This is a genomic window from Isoptericola cucumis (genome assembly GCF_014635665.1).
GTDB lineage: Bacteria > Actinomycetota > Actinomycetes > Actinomycetales > Cellulomonadaceae > Isoptericola > Isoptericola cucumis.
Window position 1 is genome coordinate 116917 of sequence record NZ_BMDG01000012.1, and the last position, 19535, is coordinate 136451.

General features: G+C 74.3%; 15 protein-coding genes. 2 read left to right on the forward strand and 13 right to left on the reverse strand.

Going from position 1 to position 19535, the window contains the following annotated elements:
• Window positions 1-15: 15 nt before the first annotated feature.
• The 9 genes from IEW03_RS16610 to IEW03_RS16650 form a co-directional block, all read right to left on the reverse strand.
• Complete coding sequence (locus tag IEW03_RS16610; protein WP_229738367.1) at window positions 16-1458, reverse strand: L-fucose/L-arabinose isomerase family protein; 1443 nt, start codon at window positions 1456-1458, stop codon at window positions 16-18.
• Window positions 1458-5510 (reverse strand): glycosyl hydrolase family 2 protein, encoded by a 4053-nt coding sequence (locus IEW03_RS16615; RefSeq protein WP_229738368.1) that lies wholly within the window; start codon window positions 5508-5510, stop codon window positions 1458-1460. Before IEW03_RS16615 ends, IEW03_RS16610 begins: the two co-directional genes overlap by 1 nt.
• Window positions 5510-6355, reverse strand: a complete 846-nt coding sequence (locus tag IEW03_RS16620) for an ATP-binding cassette domain-containing protein (RefSeq protein WP_188524814.1) — start codon at window positions 6353-6355, stop codon at window positions 5510-5512. Before IEW03_RS16620 ends, IEW03_RS16615 begins: the two co-directional genes overlap by 1 nt.
• Window positions 6355-8145: a dipeptide/oligopeptide/nickel ABC transporter permease/ATP-binding protein gene (locus IEW03_RS16625; RefSeq protein ID WP_188524815.1), complete on the reverse strand. Its 1791-nt coding sequence runs from the start codon at window positions 8143-8145 to the stop codon at window positions 6355-6357. Before IEW03_RS16625 ends, IEW03_RS16620 begins: the two co-directional genes overlap by 1 nt.
• On the reverse strand, window positions 8142-9083 hold the full coding sequence (locus tag IEW03_RS16630; RefSeq protein ID WP_188524816.1) for an ABC transporter permease: 942 nt from the start codon (window positions 9081-9083) through the stop codon (window positions 8142-8144). Before IEW03_RS16630 ends, IEW03_RS16625 begins: the two co-directional genes overlap by 4 nt.
• Before the next feature lie 37 nt (window positions 9084-9120).
• Window positions 9121-10662: an ABC transporter substrate-binding protein gene (locus IEW03_RS16635; RefSeq protein WP_188524817.1), complete on the reverse strand. Its 1542-nt coding sequence runs from the start codon at window positions 10660-10662 to the stop codon at window positions 9121-9123.
• Window positions 10663-10809: 147 nt separating this feature from the next.
• Window positions 10810-13398 carry an alpha-L-rhamnosidase gene (locus IEW03_RS16640; protein ID WP_188524818.1) on the reverse strand — a complete coding sequence of 863 codons (2589 nt, stop codon included), beginning with the start codon at window positions 13396-13398 and terminating at the stop codon, window positions 10810-10812.
• Window positions 13399-13661: 263 nt separating this feature from the next.
• Window positions 13662-15230, reverse strand: a complete 1569-nt coding sequence (gene nhaC, locus IEW03_RS16645; RefSeq protein ID WP_188524819.1) for a Na+/H+ antiporter NhaC — start codon at window positions 15228-15230, stop codon at window positions 13662-13664.
• Between the two features lie 64 nt (window positions 15231-15294).
• Complete coding sequence (locus IEW03_RS16650; protein ID WP_188524820.1) at window positions 15295-16461, reverse strand: trans-sulfuration enzyme family protein; 1167 nt, start codon at window positions 16459-16461, stop codon at window positions 15295-15297.
• A 159-nt stretch (window positions 16462-16620) separates the two neighbouring features.
• Here IEW03_RS16650 and IEW03_RS16655 point away from each other — a divergent pair, with 159 nt between their 5' ends.
• On the forward strand, window positions 16621-17376 hold the full coding sequence (locus tag IEW03_RS16655) for a FadR/GntR family transcriptional regulator (protein ID WP_188524821.1): 756 nt from the start codon (window positions 16621-16623) through the stop codon (window positions 17374-17376).
• 20 nt (window positions 17377-17396) lie between these two features.
• Entirely contained in the window at window positions 17397-18170 is a 774-nt protein-coding gene (locus IEW03_RS16660) for a thioesterase family protein (RefSeq protein WP_188524822.1), read from the forward strand.
• A gap of 21 nt (window positions 18171-18191) precedes the next feature.
• Here IEW03_RS16660 and IEW03_RS16665 read toward each other — a convergent pair whose 3' ends face one another.
• From IEW03_RS16665 to IEW03_RS16680, 4 genes are all read right to left on the reverse strand, one after another.
• On the reverse strand, window positions 18192-18539 hold the full coding sequence (locus IEW03_RS16665) for a DUF5808 domain-containing protein (RefSeq protein WP_188524823.1): 348 nt from the start codon (window positions 18537-18539) through the stop codon (window positions 18192-18194).
• Between the two features lie 66 nt (window positions 18540-18605).
• The gene (locus IEW03_RS20495; RefSeq protein WP_229738369.1) at window positions 18606-18770 is read right to left on the reverse strand and encodes a YciI family protein; all 165 of its coding nucleotides are present in this window, start codon (window positions 18768-18770) and stop codon (window positions 18606-18608) included.
• A 74-nt stretch (window positions 18771-18844) separates the two neighbouring features.
• Complete coding sequence (locus tag IEW03_RS16675; protein ID WP_188524825.1) at window positions 18845-19138, reverse strand: DUF4287 domain-containing protein; 294 nt, start codon at window positions 19136-19138, stop codon at window positions 18845-18847.
• The gene (locus IEW03_RS16680) at window positions 19138-19503 is read right to left on the reverse strand and encodes a cupin domain-containing protein (protein WP_188524826.1); all 366 of its coding nucleotides are present in this window, start codon (window positions 19501-19503) and stop codon (window positions 19138-19140) included. The genes IEW03_RS16675 and IEW03_RS16680 overlap by 1 nt, the downstream gene beginning before the upstream one ends.
• Window positions 19504-19535 lie beyond the last annotated feature (32 nt).

The window sequence follows — 19535 nt, forward strand, 5'->3', positions numbered from 1 at the left end:
CAGCCGGGCGCGGCGTCACACCGTGCGGAACGGCACCCCCAGCAGGTCGGCGGCCGCGCGCAGGTCGCCCGCGCGATGGCCGAGCGCGAGGGACCAGTGGTGACCGACCCCGGTCGCCGACCACGCGTCGACCCACTCGCCCGGGTCGCGGCCGAAGTCGACCCGGCTCGTCGTGTTCCCGATCTCGAGCAGCGGCCCCGGCACGACGGCGCCCTCGGAGACGACGAACGACAGGCCGCCGTCGGCGTCCTGCCCCACGCCGAGCAGCGTGACGGGCCCGGGCCGCACGTCGAGCTCCACCGACACGCCCCAGCCGCGCTTGCCGTGGTAGACGCCGAGGCCGCGCAGCAGCGGCCGGCCGGCGGAGTTCCCGAGGTGCGCCGGCCCGTCGTGACCCATCTCGACCACGTCGTCGTCGAAGTTCAGCGCCTGGATCTCGCAGAAGGAGCCGCCCGCCCCGGCGACGTCGGTGACGAGCTGTGCCACCGTGGTGCGCAGCTCGTACTCCCCGGTGGTCGGGACGCCCCGGCCGGTGAGGAGCGTGGCGCCGAGGATCATCCCCGCCGCCAGCCGCTCGTGCAGCTCGCCGTCGAGGCCGCGGTGGTAGTAGGCGAGCGTGTCGAGCCCGAAGTCGTCCACGAGCCGGTCGAGGCCGACCGAGACCCGGGCGCCCCACGCGAAGTCGTCCTCCGCCACCGAGCCGTCCACGTGGAAGATCTCGCGGGCGAGGGCCGTCCGCTCCCGCACCTCCTCGTCCGTCACCTGCTCGACGCGGGACCGCAGGTCGTCGAGCTCCAGCACCTCCACGTGCGACCCGAAGGTGGCCGGGAGCAGCGTGAGGTCGGTCGAGACGTCGAGCATGCCCGGGTACAGGTGGCCCATGAGCCCGTGCCGGGCGTGCCGCAGCGCGCCGCGCACCCGCGCCCCGGCGACCCACCGCTCGATGCGGCGCCACGCGGCGTCCTGCTCCAGCCAGCCCGAGACGGAGCGGAACGGGATCCCGGCGCGCCGGAAGACGTTCCCCAGCTCCGGCACCGGGCACTGCCCGCAGTAGGCGAGCCAGTCGCCCGTGTCGGTCTCGGCGTGGTTCATCCGCGCGGTGGGCTGCAGGTCGACCACCAGCACCGGCGCCCCGGACCGCTGCGCGATCGGCAGCACCATCGAGGACGTCAGGTAGGTCGCCAGGAACAGCACGATGACGTCGCAGTCGGCCTGCCGCAGCCGCTCGGCCGCCGCCGCGCCCTCCTGGGCGTCGGAGACGAACCCGACGTCCGTCACCTCGGCGTCCATCCCACGGAAGCGCTCGGAGACGTACCGCGCCGACTCCTGCAGCCGCGGCAGCAGACCCGGGAACTGCGGCCAGTAGGTCCCGAGGCCGCCGGCCACCAGGCCGATCTTCACCCGGCGGCGGACGGTGCGGGGCAGGAGGTCCTGCGGCGCAGGGTGCAGGTCGGTCATCATCGGTCCCCTTCTGCTCGAGAAATGTCGGTGCTGGTGTCGGAGCCGGCGCGGTGCCGGCGCAGCCGGACCGGTCCGAGCACGCCCGTCAGGAGCTGGGACGGGCGCAGGAACGCCGTCGGGCTGACGGAGTCGAGCCGGGGCGCGAGGGTGCCGTAGACGGTCACGGCCACCTCGTGCTCCCCCGGCGCGAGCGGCCCGAGGTCGACGGCGAACGGGCTGCAGAAGACGGTGTCCCGGACCTCGCCGTCCACCGCCACCACGACCGCCCCGCGCACCCGGCCGAGGTCCAGCGTCAGCCGCTCCCCGTCCCGGGCGGCGAGCCGCCGGGTCGAGCGCACCGCACCGCTCCACGCGCCGAGCCCCAGCTCCCGCCAGTCGCCGAACGGCCCGCCGAAGGCCTCCGTCCGCACCACGACCGGGCCGGACCAGGCCGCACCCCCGACCGAGAACGCCCGCGGCCCGACCTGCACGACCAGCTCCGTGGGCCGCTCCAGGGGCCGCTCCAGCACCAGCGTCCCGGCCTCCGGGGTCACGACCTGCCCGCCGAGCCGCACCGACGACGCCGGCACCGGCAGGTCCACCTCGCGGGTGCCCGCCGGCAGCAGGACCTCGAACTCCTGGCCGCGGGGTGCCGCGGACCGGGCCGCCTCGAACGCGACCGCCGGGGCCCCGAGCTCGGGCTCCCCCGCCAGCCACGACGTGCCCGGCAGCGGGTGCGGGCGACGGGCGACGTGGGTGTGGGTCAGCCCCGCGCCCAGCCCGCGCACCACGCGCACCCGCTCGCCGGTGGTGCCGGTCGTCCAGGCGGGGCCGCTCACCACGGCCTGCCGGCCCGCCGGCCCGTCGACGACGGCGTCCACCGAGACGGCGTGCCCGGGGTCGGCGGTCTCGGCCACGACCCGCAGCTCGTGCTCGCCGGCGGGGACGCCGTCGAGCCGGTGCGTGAAGAACATCGGCCGGTCGCCGGCGTCCGACTCGTAGTACTGCACCTTCTCCTGGCGCCCCACCGGGCGGCCGTCCAGCTCGACCCGCGCCGCGCTGGTCGAGCCGACGACGACCACGAGGCGCTCGGCGTCGGCGGCGGTGGTGAAGCGGGTGCGCAGGTCGCCCTCGCCGCCCGTCACGGCGGCGGGCGCGACGAACTCGGGCCGCGCGACGTGCTCCCCCGCGCGCTCGAGCATGAACCACGAGCCCATCGTGCGCGGCCGGTCGCCGTGCACCGACGCGGGGAGCTCGCTCGCGCCGACGGTGTACTCCAGCACGGCGGTGCGGCCCGCGAGCCGCACGGGGACGGTCGTCGCGAACAGCCCGTCGGACCCGCCGTCGTCGTGCACCTCGACCCCGTCGACCCGGACCCGCTTCGCGCCCGGCGCCGCCACGGTGAGGTCGTACGCGCCGGCCTCCGGCACCCGCAGCACGGTGCGCACCGTGACGTGCTCGCCGTCGCCGGGGGCCGGGAGCACCAGGAACTCCTCCGGGACGAACCCCTTCGGCTCGTACCGGTGGCCGTCGTCGGTGTCGAGGCCGCGCGACCGCGAGAACCGGTGGACCTGCCAGTCCGGGCCGGCGAGGTCGGCGCCGCCGTGCACCCGCTCGGCCTCCTTCGGACCGAGCGGCGACGGCGGCGCGGTCGCGGGGCCGTGCACCAGCACCTGCTGGCCGAAGGTCGCACGCACGTCCACCGGCTCGGCGTCCCCGTCGCGCCAGCGCATCCGCCAGACCTCCAGCGGCACGTCGGCGCCCGCGGGCAGCGCGATGTCCCCCCACGTGTTGTCGAGGGTGGGCACCAGCTCGTGGGTCCAGCCGTCGTCGAGGACCTCCTCGGTCGCGTCGTCCGGCGCCGCGGGTGCCGCGCCGGATCGAGCGACGGGAGCGGCGACGGCCGCGCGCGCGGGCTCGCCCTCGCCCCAGACGACGAACACCGCCGGCGCGCCGGCGAGGTCGACGTCGATCGTGCTCCCCGCCGGCCCCGTCGTGACGGTCGCCTCGGCGCGGTGGCCCGTCGCCGGGTTCCACACCTCGGCCCACGCCACGGGCCCGTCCACCTCGACCCGGGTGGCGGCGGCGTAGCGGGCGGGGTCGAAGTCGATGTCGTCCCAGTGCAGCGAGCCCGGGTCGCGACGCAGCGGGAAGGCGGTGGCGTTCGGGGCCGCCGCCGGCAGGAACGCCACAGTGACGTCCCCGGACCGGCGGGCGCGCAGTCCCTGCGGCGCCCACGCCGGGGTCCCGCCGTCGGCGACCACGGACACGGCCTCCTCGGGCGAGCCCACGCGCACGAGCCGCGGGTGCGCGGTGAGCGCGGCCAGCGCCGCCCGCGACGACTCCGGCACGGCGCGCCCCGTCACGCGCCCCGTCACGTGCTCCGGGTCCGCGCCCACGACCACGACGCGCCCGCCGGCGTCGAGCAGGCGCACGAGCTGCTCGGCGGTGCCGGGCTGCAGGTGCGTGACGGCGGGGAGCACGACGGTGCGCAGCCGCAGCGCCTCGACGCGCAGGGCCCCGTCGTCGGCGACGCCCCGGCGGACCGAGTCCTCGTCGACCACGTCGAAGTCGACGCCGGCGACGTCGAACGCCCCCGGCGCGTGGCGGAACCAGTTGTTCGTCCCGGCGAGCGCCAGGTAGGTGGCCTGCGCCCGGTCGGCGCGCTCGTGCGACGCGCCCACCTGCCCGTCGCCGAAGTAGTCGATCGGCCCGTCCGGCGTCAGCTCGGCGTGCCCGGTCGCGGCCGGGTAGAGCAGGCCGACGTCGACGACGTGGTCGCCCCAGGTCAGCAGCGCCGAGGTGCGCGCCACCGCGCGGGCGAAGCTCGGGTAGGCGGCGTAGTACGGCTGCCGGAAGTCGGTCCCCGGCGGGGCCCACTCGAACCAGCCGGCCCGGGTGTCGTAGTAGACGGCGTGCGGGTTGTACAGGTCCGCGCCGCTGCGGAAGAACGGCAGCAGCCAGTCCCAGGTGTCCTCCAGGGTGCCGCCCCACCCGCTGGAGTGGAACGACTCGATCCACACCCGCGGGTGGCCGTACAGGTCGGCCATCGACGAGTGCACGCGCGCGTCGCCCTCGTGGTCGCTGCCGACGGCGTTGATCCACCGGTGGGTGGCGAAGTAGTCGCCGTAGAGCTGCGAGCTCTGCGTCGGCCAGCCCGCCCGCGCCGGGTTCGTCTGGTCGGCGCCGACGAGCATGCCGCGCCGCTCGTGCCACTCGCCGAGCGGGCGGAAGAACGCCTCCTCGGCGAGCTGGGTGCGCACGAGGTGGTAGTCCGCGCGCACCTCGTCGTCGGCCGCGCCCCCGCGTTCCCACAGCGACGGGAGGTGGTCCAGCAGGTCGTAGCCGCGGCGGCGCGCGAACTCGTCGGCGAACCGGGCGGACCAGGTCGGCATGGCCGGGAGCTCGTCCTGGAAGCTGCCGGCGATGACGGAGCCCAGGTGCTCGGGGAGGCGGCGGTCGAACTCGCCGTGGACGGCGTCGATCAGCCGGGCGCAGGCCTCCGGGGACAGATAGTCGAAGGCGGTCTCCTGCCAGCACACCACCCGCACCTCCGTCCCCGCACGCGCGTCGACGCGCCCGTCGCGCACCGGGAGGCGGCGCCACCCGTGGGCGCCGTCCCGCCCGGCGTAGACGCCGAGGAGGTGGTCGCGGTCGCCCACGGGCACGCGGCCGTCGTCGTCGACGGCCGCGGACCGGTGCCGCAGCACCCGGCCGGCCGCCTCGGGGTGGGCGGCCACGATCGCGCCCTGCACGTTCGCGCCGGAGAACCCGATCTGGTCGTAGAGCCAGAGGTGCACCCCGAGCTCCGCCGCGACGTCGCACGCGTACCCGACCAGGTCCCACCAGGGCTCGCTGAACCACGGCGGGTCGTCCGGCGGGGCGCCGTACGTCGGCCCCTTGGGCGCCAGGTTCATGAGCACGAGGTCGTGGATCCCCCCGGCGACGAACCTCTCCAGCTGCCACCGCACGCGCTCGCGCGTGACGGGCGCCCCGCTCCACCACCACAGCGGCACGGGGCCGTGGTGGCGTGGCGGGTTCTCGAACAGGTCGACGAGCTGCGGGTCCATCAGGCCACCCCCGCCGCGGCCTGCTCGCGCAGCAGCGCCTGGCGCTCCTGGCGGCGCTGCGCCTGCAGCACGGGGTCGGCGACGGGCGTCGCCATCTGCAGCCGCTTGCTGTACGGGTGCCGCGGGTCGCCGGCGACCTGGTCGGCCGTCCCCTCCTCCACCACCCGGCCGCCCAGCAGCACCGCGGTCCGGTCGCTCATCGCCCGCACGACGCCCAGGTCGTGACTGATGAACAGGTAGGACACGGCCGTGCGCTGCTGGATCTCGCGCAGCAGCTCCAGCACCCGCGTCTGCGTGCTCATGTCGAGCGCGCTCGTCGGCTCGTCGCAGACGATGAGCCGCGGGTGCAGGGCCAGGGCGCGGGCGATGGCGATCCGCTGGCGCTGGCCGCCGGAGAACTCGCGAGCCTGACGACGGCCCGCGTCGGACGGCAGCCGCACGGCGTCGAGCAGCTCGTGCACCCGCCGGCGCTTCTCCGCCTGCGTGCCCTCGCGGATCGGCTCCACGAGGATCTCCGCGATCGACATCGACGGGTTCAGGGAGGAGTACGGGTCCTGGAAGATCGCCTGGACCCCCTGCGCCCGGTCGCGCCGCTCACGGCGGCCGAGCCGGCTGATGTCGGTGCCGTCGAGGACGACCCGCCCGGACGTCACGGGCGCGAGCCCGAGGATCGCCCGGCCGATCGTCGTCTTGCCGGACCCGGACTCCCCGACGAGGCCGAGCGTCTCGCCCGCCCCGATCGTCAGGCTCACGTCGTCGATGACCCGCTTCGGGCCCCGCAGGCGCCCGGACCGGTACTCGACGACCAGGTGCTCCACGGACAGCAGTGCGCTCGCGTGGTTCATCACGCCTCCTCGGGGTCGAGGGTGGAGGAGAGCAGCTCCCGCGTGTACGGGTGCTCGGGTGCGGCGAACAAGGACCTGACCTCCTGGTGCTCGACGATCGACCCGTCGCGCATGACGCTCACCGAGTCGCAGATGTCCGCCACGACGCCCAGGTCGTGGGTGACGAGGACCATCCCGAGCCCGCGCTCGTCCCGCAGCTCGCGCAGGAGCGCCAGCACGTCGGCCTGCACGGTGACGTCGAGCGCGGTGGTCGGCTCGTCGGCGACGATGAGGTCCGGGTCGCCGGCGATCGCCCCCGTGATGAGGACGCGCTGCGCCATGCCGCCGGAGATCTGGTGCGGGTACAGGTCGAAGACCGCCTCCGGGTCCGCGATGCCGACGCGCGCCAGCAGGCCGAGCAGGTGCGTGCGCGCCGCGGCCTTGGGCATCGGGCGGGCCGCCCGGAGCCCGAGGGTGAGCTGGCGCCCGATGGTGATCGTCGGGTCGAGGTTGCTCATCGGCTCCTGCGGCACGTAGGCGATCCGGGTGCCGCGCGCGCGGCGCATCGCGCCGGCGTCGCCGAGGAGGTCGGCGCCGTCGAACAGCACCGCCCCGCCGAGCACCACGGCGTCCTTGGGGAGCAGCCCCAGCATCGCGAACGCCGTCTGCGACTTGCCCGAGCCGGACTCCCCCACCAGGCCGTGGATCTCGCCGCGGTGGACGACGAGGTCGACGCCGTCGACGACCGAGCGCACGCCGCCCTCGCCGTCGGGGTAGCCGAGGCTGAGCGACCGCACGGCCACGAGCGCGTCGGGCTCCGGGTCGGCCGCCGGCGCCACGCGGGCGGCGCGCGCCTCGGCGACCCGGTCGGCGTCGACCGGGCGGCTCCGGCCCGTGCTCTGCAGCGCGTCGCGCAGCGCGTTGCCCATCAGCACGAACGCCAGCGTCGTGAGGCTCACGACGACCGCCGGGGCGACGACCCCCTGCGGGTTGAGGTAGATCGCGGAGAACGCCTGCTCGAGGACGCCGCCCCACGACGGGACGCTCGGGTTGCCCAGGCCGAGGAACTCCAGGCCCGCCTGGATGCCGATGCCGGCGGCCAGCACGTACCCGCTCTGGATGAGGATCGGCGCGCGCACCGCCGTCAGCACGTGCCGGAAGACGATGCGCAGGTCGGACAGCCCCGAGACCTTGGCGGCGTCGATGTACAGCTCGCTGCGCACCTGGCCCACGACCGCTCGCACGAGGCGGTAGTTCGCGGGGGCGATGAGCACCCCGAAGACGGCCATCGCCGTCGGGATCGACGGCCCGATGACCGTGTAGAGCGCGATGAGGAGCACGATGCCGGGCAGGGCCATGATCGCGTCCGCGACCCAGCTCGCGACCACCTCGGTGCGGCCGCGGAAGTAGCCGGCGAGCAGCCCGCCCACCACCCCGATCACGGTGGAGACGACGAGGACGATGACGCACGCGACGAGCGTGCCGCGGGTGGCCCAGAGCAGGCGGGAGAAGACGTCCCGGCCGGAGGAGTCGCCGCCGAGCAGGAAGTCCCCGCCGCTGAACGGGGCGGTGTTCGCCTGGGAGAGGTCGACGAAGCTCGGCGAGCTCGGCGCGATCAGCGGCGCGAACACGCCCACCACGACCACGAGGGCGATGTACGCCATCGCGCCGACGGCGAGCGGGTCGTGCAGGAGGCGTCGCAGCGCCCCGTCGTCACCGCGCCCGTCGTCGCGCGGCCCCGGCGCCGCCCCGGCCTCGGGGCGGGCGTCGCGGGCGTCGAGGACGGCCTGGGGGGTGTGCACCGTGCTCATGCGAGCCTCACCTTCGGGTTGATCCAGGCACCGACGACGTCCGCCAGGAGGTTCACGACCACGACGACGAGGACGGTGAAGACGACGCACCCCATGACGACGGGGACGTCGGAGCGCATGGTCGTCTCGAGCGCGAGGTTGCCCACCCCGGGGAGCGCGAACACCTGCTCGATGAGGACGACGCCGCCGAGCATGCCGATCGTCTGCAGGCTGAGGATCGTCAGGCCGGGCGCGGCGGCGCCGCGCAGCACGTGCCGCGCGACGATGGGGAGCTCGCCGATCCCGCGCGAGCGCAGGGTGCGCACGAAGTCCTGCTGGAGGACGTCGGAGATCGCGCCGCGGAACTGCTGCGCCGCCCCGCCCACGGAGCCGACGAGGATCGCGAGCACGGGGAGCACGAGCGACCGTGCCCACCCGCCGGGGTCGGTGGTGAGAGGCACGTAGCCGGTCGCAGGCAGGACGCCCCAGCCGACGGCGACCGTCAGCACGAGGACGATCGCGACGATGAACCCGGGGACCGCGGCACCCGCGACCGCGAGGAGCTGCAGGGCACGGTCGAGCCAGCCGCCGCGCACGGCGGCGAGCGTGCCGACCAGCACGCTGATCAGCGCCGTGAGCAGCACGACGATGACGGTCAGGGAGAGCGTGACGGGCAGCCTCGTGAGGAGCATCGCCGTCACGGGCTCGCCCGTGAAGTAGCTGTTGCCGAGGCTGCCGTGCAGGACGCCCTGGACCCAGTCCAGGTACTGCGTGACGACGGGCTGGTCCAGGCCGAGCTGGACGGCCTTGGCCTCGACGGCCTCCTGGGTCGCGCTCTCGCCGAGCGTGGCGCGCGCGATCGTGGTGCCGTCGCTGAAGATCAGCAGGAACGTCGCGCAGGTGACGACGACGACGAGCAGGAGCGCCGAGGCGAGCCGGCGCAGCGTGAATCCGATCATGAGATGCCCCACCTCCTTGTGTGGCCTGTGCGGACGATCACTTGAAGTCCCGCAGGTACGGGTTGAACTTGAACGGGTCCGACATCGCCGGCAGCATCTCCGCGTCACGGACCGCGAAGAAGGTGTTCTCCGCGACCCACGGGGCGAACCACGCCTGGTCGACGACGTACTCGTTGATCTCGCGGTACACCTCGTCCGCCCGCTCGCCGCGCGCGACCTGCGCCTCGTCGAGCAGGTGCTGGAGCTTCGGGTCCTCGGTCTGCATGACGTTCCAGATGGAGCCGGGCTCGAGCGCCTCGACGATGCTGAAAAGCGACGAGGCGGACGTGCTCATCCGGGCGTCCATGATCGAGAAGCGGCCGCCGAGGATGTCCGTGATGGCGGTCGGCCCGGTGAGCGGGACCTCCTTGACCCTGATGTTCAGCAGCCCGAGCTGCTGGGCCACCATCGGGGCGTAGATCGGGTTCTCGCCCTGCGTGGGCACCTCGACCTCGAAGCCGCCGGAATAGCCGGCCTCCTTCATCAGCTTCCGGGCCGCCTCGATGTCGTAGGGGTAGCGCTCGTCCAGCTCGGGGTCGAACGCGGCCGACGACGGGTTGAAGATCTGCGTCGTCGGGGTGGCCTCGCCGCCCATGATGTGGTCGGCGACCGCCTGGCGGTCGAACACCATGTTGATCGCCCGCCGCACCCGGACGTCGCCGAGCGCGGGGACCCTCTCGCCGGCGCGGTCGTTGAGGTACAGCCCCGTCCAGGTGCCGGGCGCGGAGAGCACGTGCAGGCCGGCGCTCTCCGCCTCGCCCGCCTGGTCATAGTTGATGGTGGCGCCGTCGATCTCGCCCGACATCAGCGCGTTGAGCCGCGCCGTCGCCTCGGACATGGTGACGAACGTGATGACGTCGTAGGCGTACGCGTCGGCGTTCCAGTAGTCGTCGCGCTTCTCGAACCGGTAGACGGACCCGGACGTCGACCCGGCGACGTCGAGCACGTAGGGGCCGGAGCTGACGGGGTTGGAGGCGACCGCGCCGCTCTCGATCTGCTCCGGCTGGGCGATCGCCCCCGGCGCGAGGCACATGAAGGTGGGCAGCTGGCCCGTGGGCCGGGGCGCCTCGAGGACGACGGTGAGGTCGTCGGGCGTCTCGACGGTCACGTCGGCGACGCGGCCGGCGTCGCTGCCGCCGCCCACCTTCATGTGCTCGATGGTGGCCTTCGCGGCCGCCGCGTCCACCGGGGAGCCGTCCGAGAACGTCATGCCCTCGCGGAGCTTCATGGTGAGCGTCCGGGCGTCCTTGCTGAGCGTGTACGACTCGGCCGCGTTGGGCACGACGGAGCCGTCCTCCTCGCAGTGCAGCAACGAGTCGAAGGTCGCCTGCCAGCGCCACCGCTGGTCGCCGCCGCTCTGCTGCAGGGCGGGGTCGAAGGACTGCGGCTCCCCCGAGACCCCGAGCGTCAGCGTCCGCTCACCGCTCTGCGCGGCGGCGGCCTCCGGCTCGTCGCCCGCGCAGCCCGCGAGCGCCACCGAGGCGAGCGTCACCACCACGGCCGCGGACCCGATACCGCGACACTTCCTGAGCCATCTCATGGTCAGTCCTCTCATCGTCGAGAAGTACGCCCCGCCCGGGCCGGCGGCCCGGGCGGGTAGTTCAGGCATGGCGTCGCGCGCGGGCCCGCCGCCCGACAACGCTGTCATCGCGGGTCGCCCCGGACCGGGGAGCCGCGCGCCCCCGCGTCAGCCGACGGGCAGCGGGCGGCCGACCGGGACCCAGTCGCCGGACACGTGGTGCTCGCCCGCGCCGACGGTCCGCGCCGGCTCGTCCAGCGGCAGGTCGAGGTGGGCCACGACGCCCGGCGGGACGCGCAGGTCGAGCTCGAACCGCTCGCCGTCGAGGCGCCACGACACGTCGATGCGCCCGTACGGGCTGTCGTAGCCGGCGGTGGCGTGCTGCAGCTGCCCGGTCACGAGCGGGCGGACCGAGATCTCGCGGTAGCCGGGCGCGGCGGGCGCGAGCCCGGCCACCCGCCGGTGCAGCCAGTCGGCGACGGCGCCGTAGGCGTAGTGGTTGAACGACGTCATCTCGCCCGGGTTGATCGACCCGTCCGGCAGCATCGAGTCCCACCGCTCCCAGACCGTGGTGGCGCCCATGCTCACCGGGTACAGCCACGACGGGTTCGTGCGGGTCAGCAGCATCGCGTGCGCCAGCTCCGGGTACCCCGCGTCGCACAGCGCGTCCAGGATCAGCGGGGTGCCGAGGAACCCGGTGCTGACGTGGAAGTCGGCCTCCCGCACCAGCGCGGCCAGGCGCTGGCCCGCGCCGTGCCGCTGCGCGTCCGTCGCCAGCAGGTCCCAGACGATCGCCAGCGCGTAGACGGTCTGGCAGTCGCTGCGCACGATGCCGCCCTCGTCGACGTAGGCCTCGCGGAAGGCGGCCGCGACGTCGTCGGACAGGCGCCCGTAGGCGGCGGCGTCGGCGTCCCGGCCCAGCAGCTCCGCCGTGCGGGACAGCAGGCGGGCGCTGCGGGCGAAGTAGGCCGTGGCGACGACGGCCGGGTCGGCCTTCGCGGCGGCCGCGTCGTGAGGCGGCGCGTCCGGGTCCAGCCAGTCGCCGAACTGGAAGCCCGTGTCCCACAGCAGGGACTCGCCGGCCAGGGCGCGCTGCTTGTCGACCCAGGCCCGCATCGAGTCGTACTGCCGTTCCAGCACCCCGACGTCGCCGTAGCGCTCGTAGAGGGTCCACGGCACGTGCACGGCCGCGTCGGCCCAGCCCGCGCCCGGGGTCTGGCCGTCGTCCCCGGGCCGCGGCCCGCCGACGTTCTCGTGCACGACGTCCGGCACGACCATGGGCACGCCGCCGTCGGCGTGCTGGTCGGCAGCGAGGTCCTGCAGCCACGAGCCCAGGAACCCGCCGACGTCGAAGAGGAAGCCGGCCGTCGGCGCGAAGACGTTGATGTCGCCGGTCCAGCCCAGCCGCTCGTCGCGCTGCGGGCAGTCGGTGGGCACGTCGACGAAGTTCCCTCGCATGCCCCACACGACGTTCTCGTGGAGACGGTTCACGTCCGGCTCGGAGCACTCGAACCAGCCGGTGCGGCGCAGGTCGGAGCTGACGACGACGCCCTCGGCGTCGGCGGCCGTCACCTGCGCGCCCGTGACCTCCGCGTACCGGAAGCCGTGGAAGGTGTACCGCGGCTCGAGCACCTGCTCGCCGCCGGCGAGCACGTACGTGTCGGTCGCCTTCGCGTCGCGCAGGGGGCGCACGCCGAGCTCCCCGTGCTCCAGCACCTCCGCGTGCCGGACGGTGACCTCCTGCCCCGGCTCCCCCGTCACGCGCAGCCGCACCCACCCGACGAGGTTCTGGCCGAAGTCGACGAGCTGGGCGCCGCTCGGCGCCGCCAGCACCTCGACGGCGGGGACGGTGCCGACCTCGCGGACCGGCGGCCCCATGGGTGCCACGAGCCGGCCGAGGTCGGTGTCGACGACGTCGACCGGCCCGTCCGCCGGCGCCTCGGGGGCGAGGGGGACGCGCAGGTCGGTCGCCTGCCCGTCGTACAGGTCGTCGGCGAGGACGCCGGTGGGCCCGGCGCGCCACGACTCGTCGGTGACGACGGTCTGCGTGCGGCCGTCGTCGTAGGTGATCTCGAGCTGGGCGAGCAGGCCCAGCCGGTCGCCGTAGGTGTCCCGGGACAGGTTCCACGTCAGCTGCCCGCGGTACCAGCCGTTGCCGAGCCCGACCGCGATCTCCGTCCCGCCGGCCGCCGCGTGCTCCCGCAGGTGCTCGGTGACGTCGAACGTCTGGTAGCGCAGCCGGGCGTCGTACGACGTCCAGCCCGGCGCGAGCTGGTGGTCGCCGACGCGGTGGCCGCCGATCCAGGCGTCGTAGACGCCGTGCGCCGTGATGTAGAGGCGCGCGGCGGCCACCGTCCCGGCCAGCTCCAGGTCGCGTGCCAGCACGACCGCGCCGTCGTCGAGGCCGCCGACGTCGCGCGGGCTGATCATCCGCGCCCGGACGTCGCCGGCCTCGAGGAGGCCGGTCTCGACGACCAGCGGCGCGCTCCAGCCCGACCACTCGCCGCCGGCCTGCACCCGGACCTCGACCTCGACCCGCTCGCGCGAGCGCAGGTCCCGGAACGGCCACGCCACCAGCACCTGCTGGTGGCCGGTCCCGGCCGCGACGTCGACACCGCCGTCGGCGTCGCGCAGCCGCAGCTCGTAGGCCGACTGCTCCTGGGCACCTCCGCTGCGGCTCCACGAGAGCCGGGGCGCGGCCACGCCGAGGCCCAGGTCGGGTGCGTCGTACTCGGCCACGAGCCGTTCGATGCGCATCGTCGCGCCTCCTCCACGGGGGACTGCCCCGTCGTCGGGGTCCATCGGGAGCCCTCCATCGGGCTCTCCGTCGGCTGGATTGAATCGTATCAACATGCAACAGCATGCCGTCCCGGGCGTCAAGAGGTTCGCGTCTCCCGGTCCGTCGCGCGGCCGGCGGACGGCCGGGCATCGGCCGGCGCACGGCCGGGGACGGCCCGGTCCCCCGCGCCGCGCCGCGCACGGTCCCGCGCCCGTCGCCGGCCTGGCGCAGGGGGGGTCGGTCAGGCCGCGACCTCGGTGCGCGCCGGGCGGGCGCCGGGGTCGAGGGCGCGGATCCCGAAGCCGCGGGTGACGGGCGCGAGGAACGCCAGCAGGGCGGAGAAGAGGAAGCCGGTCCAGCAGAAGACCGCCCACGGCAGGAACTCGAAGTTCCCCACGCCGAGCGTCGTCGCGAAGAACACCCCCGAGACGGTCCACGGCATGAGCACCTCGGTGATGGTGATCGAGTCCTCCATGCTCCGGGACAGGTTGACCGGGTGCAGGTTCCGCCGCGCGTACGCCTTGCCGTACAGGTCGTTGACCAGGAAGTACGTGACCAGCGCGTTCGACGTGCCGTTGATGATGGCGAAGCCCGACAGCAGCGTCGCCAGCACGAGGCTGCCCGTCGAGCGCAGCCGCTCCACCAGGCCGCTCAGCAGCACCCGCAGGACGTTCGAGCCCTCCAGCGCGGCCGCGAAGAAGAACGCACAGAACACGAAGAACGCCGAGGCGTACATCGAGTAGAGCCCGCCGCGGTCGAGCAGCTCCGCGAGGTCCGGCGACACCTCCCCGGACAGCATGTCGGACGTGAATCCGGAGACGGCGGCGGCGAACGTGTCGGCCCAGCTGAAGCCCTGCACCAGCACCGCCAGCACCACGGCGGACATGGACGACACGAAGAGCACGATTAGCGGCGACCGGCGCAGGACCGACCCCACGAGCACCACGGCGGGCGGGACCAGGAGCACCGGCGAGAGGGTGAACAGCCCCTCCAGCTCGGCGACCGTGCCGTCGACGACGCCCAGGTCCACGGACGACGCGTCGATGGATAGGCCCGCGACGAGGAAGACGACGATCGCGACCACCGAGGACGGCACCGCCGTGTAGAGCATGTGCCGGATGTGCTCGTAGAGGCCGGCGCCGGCCGCCAGCGAGCTCATGTTCGTCGTGTCCGACAGCGGCGAGAGCTTGTCGCCGAAGTACGCGCCCGACACGACGGCACCCGCCGTGATCGCCAGCGACACGTCCATCGTCGTCGCGACCCCGACGAGGGCGACACCGATCGTGCCGCCCGCACCCCAGGACGTCCCCGTGAACGTCGCCACCAGCGCCGTCACGACGAACGCCAGCACGTACAGGTACGACGGGTCGATGAGCTCCAGCCCGTAGGTGACCATCAGCGGGATGGTGCCCGCGATCATCCACGTGCCGATGAGCATGCCGATGCTGAGCAGGATGAGGATCGCCGGCAGCGCGCGCTTGATCTTGCTGCCCATGTCGGCGAGGACCTGGTCCAGCCCGCTGCCGTGGCGGGTGGCGAACGCCGTGAGCACGACGGCGGCGAAGATGAGCATGAGCTCCGCCGGGAACTTCAGGACCCCGATGCCCCCGACCAGGATCCCCGCCGCGACCAGCAGCACCACGAGCGCCACCGCGGGCCGGGGCCCCGGCCGGTCGTCCGGCCGGTCGTCCTGCCGGTCGTCCTGCCGGTCGTCCTGCCGGTCGTCCTGCCCGGCGCCGTCTCGGGCCTCCTCGTCGAGCCGCTCGCCCTCAGGCGCCCCGGGGTAGGTCTCGTCCTGCTGAAACTGCATCGTTTCCTCTCGTCCCCGGGCCCGGCGTCGGCGCCGGGCCCGCATCGTCGTCGGCCGGGCGTCGTCAGCGGGCGGTCGCGGCGAACCCGCGGTCCAGGTCCTCGATCTGGCTCTGCGCCCCCTCGAGGCCGACCGACAGGCGGACCAGCCCGCCGGGGATGCCGTTCGCCGCGAGCTGCGCGGCGTTGCCGGGCCGCACCGGGGAGCTCACGAGGCTCTCGTAGCCGCCCCAGCTCACGCCGATGCGGAAGAGCCGCAGGGCGTCGACGAAGCGGGACACGGCGTCGAAGCCGCCGTCGCGCAGCTCGAGGCTGAGCAGGCCGGAGTACCCGGTGAGCTGCGAGCGCACGAGCGGGTCGTCGGGCGCGTGGTTCGCGTACGGGTGGTGCACCGCGGCCACGGCCGGGTGCTCGAGCAGGTGGTCGATGACGCGCGCGGCGTTCTCCTGGTGCTGCTCCATGCGCACCGGGAGGGTGCGCAGGCCGCGCAGCACGAGCGAGGCCTCCATCGCCGACATGACCGCGCCGAAGAGCTGGTGGCCCCGGTAGAAGATCTCCCGGACCAGCTCCGTCGAGCCCACCACGACGCCACCGGTCACGTCGCTGTGGCCGCCGACGTACTTGGTGAGCGAGTGGATCACCAGGTCCACGCCGAGCCCGAGGGGCTTCTGGAACAGAGGCGTCGCCCACGTGTTGTCGATCGCGGTGAGGATGCCGCGCCGGCGCGTGACCTCGGTCAGCGCGCGCAGGTCCATGAGCTTCATGAGCATCGTCCCGGGGCTCTCCACGTAGACGAGCGCGGTCCGGTCGGTCAGGTGGCTCTCGACGTCGGCGCCCGGGTCGGTGACGACCGTGTGGTCGATCCCGAGCCGTCCGAGGTGCTGCGCGAGCTCCAGCGTCGGGCCGTAGACGTTGTTGACGAACAGGACGTGGTCGCCGGCCTTCAGCAGCCCGCCGAGGACGGCGCCGATCGCGCCCATGCCGGAGGCGAAGCACTTGGCGGCCTCGCCGCCCTCCAGCAGCGCCAGGCGCTTCTCGAGGAAGGCGACCGTCGGGTTGGTGCCGCGGCTGTAGACGTAGTTCTCGTGCTCGGCGGCCTGCTGGCGGACGAAGTCCCCGAACGACGCCTTGGCGAACAGGCTCGTCTGGAAGATCGGCGGCGCGATGGCGCCCGGGCCGTCGCCCGGCCCGTCCCAGGGCCCCGTGCAGATCTGCCGGTCGGTGTCGTTCACTGGCGCTCCCTCGTCGCTCGGTGGCGGCGCCGGACCGGAGGTGCCCGACGGCGTCGTCGGCACGCAGCCTGTAATACAAGCTGCTCTGTGGTCAACTCCGCCCCTGCGGTCGGTAGGCTCGCGCTCGGCAGCGACGGCGCACGAGCAGAGGCGGACGGGGTGGAGAGCACGGAGAACGGAGCACGACGCGCCCGGCCGCGGTCGCTCACCGCGCAGGTCGTCGAGTTCATCGAGGAGCTGTGCCTCGCCCCCGGCGCCGCCCCCGGCGACCGGCTGCCGTCCGAGGGCGAGCTCGCGACACGGTTCGGCGTCAGCCGCGTGGTGCTCCGCGAGGCGATGAAGTCGCTCGAGGCCCGCGGCCTCGTCGAGCGCCGTCAGGGCAAGGCCGCGGTGATCGCCTCGCCCAACGCCCTGCCGGTCGAGAACTTCGTGGCGCTCGCGGTGCTGCGCGACCGCCGCGCCCTCCTGGAGTTCACCGAGATCCGCACGGCGCTCGAGGTGCACGGCGCCCGGCTCGCGGCCCGGCGGGTCGCCGGGCCCGACCGCGACGACGCGCACGAGCATCTCGCCCGGGCCCGGGCGGCCGTCGACGAGCTCCTGGCCGACCCCGCCGACATGCCCACCCGCCTGCGCACCGACCTGGCCTTCCACCAGGCCGTCGCGGCGGCGTCGGGCAACGCCAGCCTCGCCCAGATCCTCGACGCCCTCGAGCGGACGCTCGCCGGCAGCAGGCGCGAGAGCCACCGGCGGTACCTCGCCACCGGCGCCGACCCGGCCGGCTCCGCCGCCGAGCACGAGGAGCTCCTCGAGGCGGTCCTGTCGGGCGACCCGTCACGCGCGGCCGCGGCGATGGAGGAGCACCTGCACGTCACCATGCAGGAGATCGAGACCCGGCCGCAGGGCACGGACTCGTGAGCATCTGGTAGGAGACTCCCATGGCCTACTTCACCCGCACCGGCGCGACGACGTTCACCCCCACCCGCCACGTCGGCGGCGCCTGGAAGACGGACGAGCAGCACGTCGCCCCCACCCTCGGCCTGCTCACGCACCTCGTCGAGCTCGACCGCGCGGCGCGAGGCCGCGACGACCTGGCGCCGACGCGCCTGACCTTCGACATCTGGGGGACCTACCCGCTCGCCCCCATGGAGACGCAGGTGCGCGTGCTGCGCCCGGGCCGGGGCGTCGAGCTGGTGGAGGCGGAGGTCGCGTGCGGCGGACGCCGGTCGGTCACCCTCCGCGCGTGGCTCGCGGCGGTGGCCGACACCCGGGAGCTCGAGGCGGGCGCGCCGGCCCCGGTCCCGGGCCCCGAGGCCACGCCGTCGTGGGACCCGACGACCGACTGGCCGGGCGACTTCGTCGCGTCGATCGACGTGCGGCGCACCATGGCCGGGCCCGGCCGCGGCACGGTCTGGGTCCGCACCCCGCACCCGCTGGTCGAGGACGAGGAGGTCGGCGGCCTCGCCCGGTTCGCCGGGCTGCTCGACGTCGCCAACGGGATGTCGGTGCGCGTCGACCCGCGCGAGGTGGCGTTCCCCAACCTCGACCTCACGGCCGACCTCTTCCGCGCGCCCGACGGCGAGTGGCTGGGCCTGGACACGACCGTGACCTTCGGGCCGGCGGGCGCCGGACTGACCAGCGCCGTCCTGCACGACGTGCACGGACCGGTCGGGGTGAGCAACCAGTCGCTCGTCGTGCGGCGACGAGGCTGAGCCGGGGGTCCCCGGCCGGCGTCAGGCGACGTCGGGCTCCTCGTCGGCGAAACGCTCGCGCACCAGCGCCACGACGCGCCCGAGGTTCAGCGTCCACCCGACGCCGAACACGTGGGGGCTGACGAGGTGCTCGCCCTCGGGGTCCCACACACGCTCCTTGAACCGCTCGACGGTCGGGACGCGGAACTCGTAGGGCACGAAGCCCACGGTGCCGTGCCAGGTCCGCTCGTCCGGGTCCTTCTGCAGCTCCTTGGTGACGGCCGCGATGACGAGCCCGATCGTCACCAGCCGGATCAGGGCGCCGAGCCCGCCCTTGCGCTTGCCGCCCTTGTGGGCGGCATGCTCCCGCCCACCTTGCTTTCCGCTCATCTCGCGCTCCTCTCGTCGGCGCCAGAGGCCGCGGCGCCTTCTCCCAGCGTGCCCCCTCTCGGGGTCTCAGGCCTCTGGTGGCTCCTGCAGGGCGCGCACCTCGATCCGGCTCCGCAGCGCCAGCGCCCCCCGCGTCGCCCACCCGACGGCCGCGGCCTCGTCGTCGGCCTCGATCACCCAGAAGCCGCCCACGTACTCGGACGCCTCGACGAACGGGCCGTCGGTGACCACGGGCTCTGCCTCCTCGGCATCGGTACCGCCCAGCACACACGAGCGGGCGTCGGCCCGCACGCGCGGCGTCCGGATCACCGGTCGACGGGCATGCTGTCCCTGCCGTCGAGCCACAGCCGGTCGCTCGCGTCGCGGTGCGACCCCTCGGTGCCGACATGCGTGGTGGCGATCCGGTCACCCTTGGTGATGACGTGCGTGACGGCCGTCGCGTGGCCGTGCCCGATCCCGTACGTCTCCTTGAGCCACGCGACGACGGGGGTCGCCTTGCTGCCGGGGCCGAAACCCTGCTCTGCCGCGGCGTCCACGAGCTGGCGGGGCGTCAGCCCGGTCCTGGTCTCGACGGCGTCGAGGTAGGCCTGGAAGGACATCAGCGGCTCTCCTGGGTCTCGGGCTCCGGGCTCTTGTCCTGCTGGATCATCGTGCCCGACGCGTGGATGCACATCATGCGCAGCAGGCCGGTCCCGGAGTTGGTGAAGCCGTGCCACGTGTCGGGCCCCACGACGGCGGTGTCGCCCGCGCGGGCGACGACGGTCTCGTCGCCGATCCGGATCGTCGCCTCGCCGTCGAGCACGTTCCACGTCTCGCTGTACGGGTGCCTGTGCAGGCCCGGGCCCTGGCCGGGGTCGTTGGTGACGAGGAAGAACGAGACGCCCGAGCCATGGGGCTCGCCCTCGAAGCGCAGCGTCCGCGAGCCGTCGAGCCGGATCGCCTCTGCGGGTACCACCGTGGTCATTGCAGCCTCCTGCGTGTCGACCGACCCCGGGG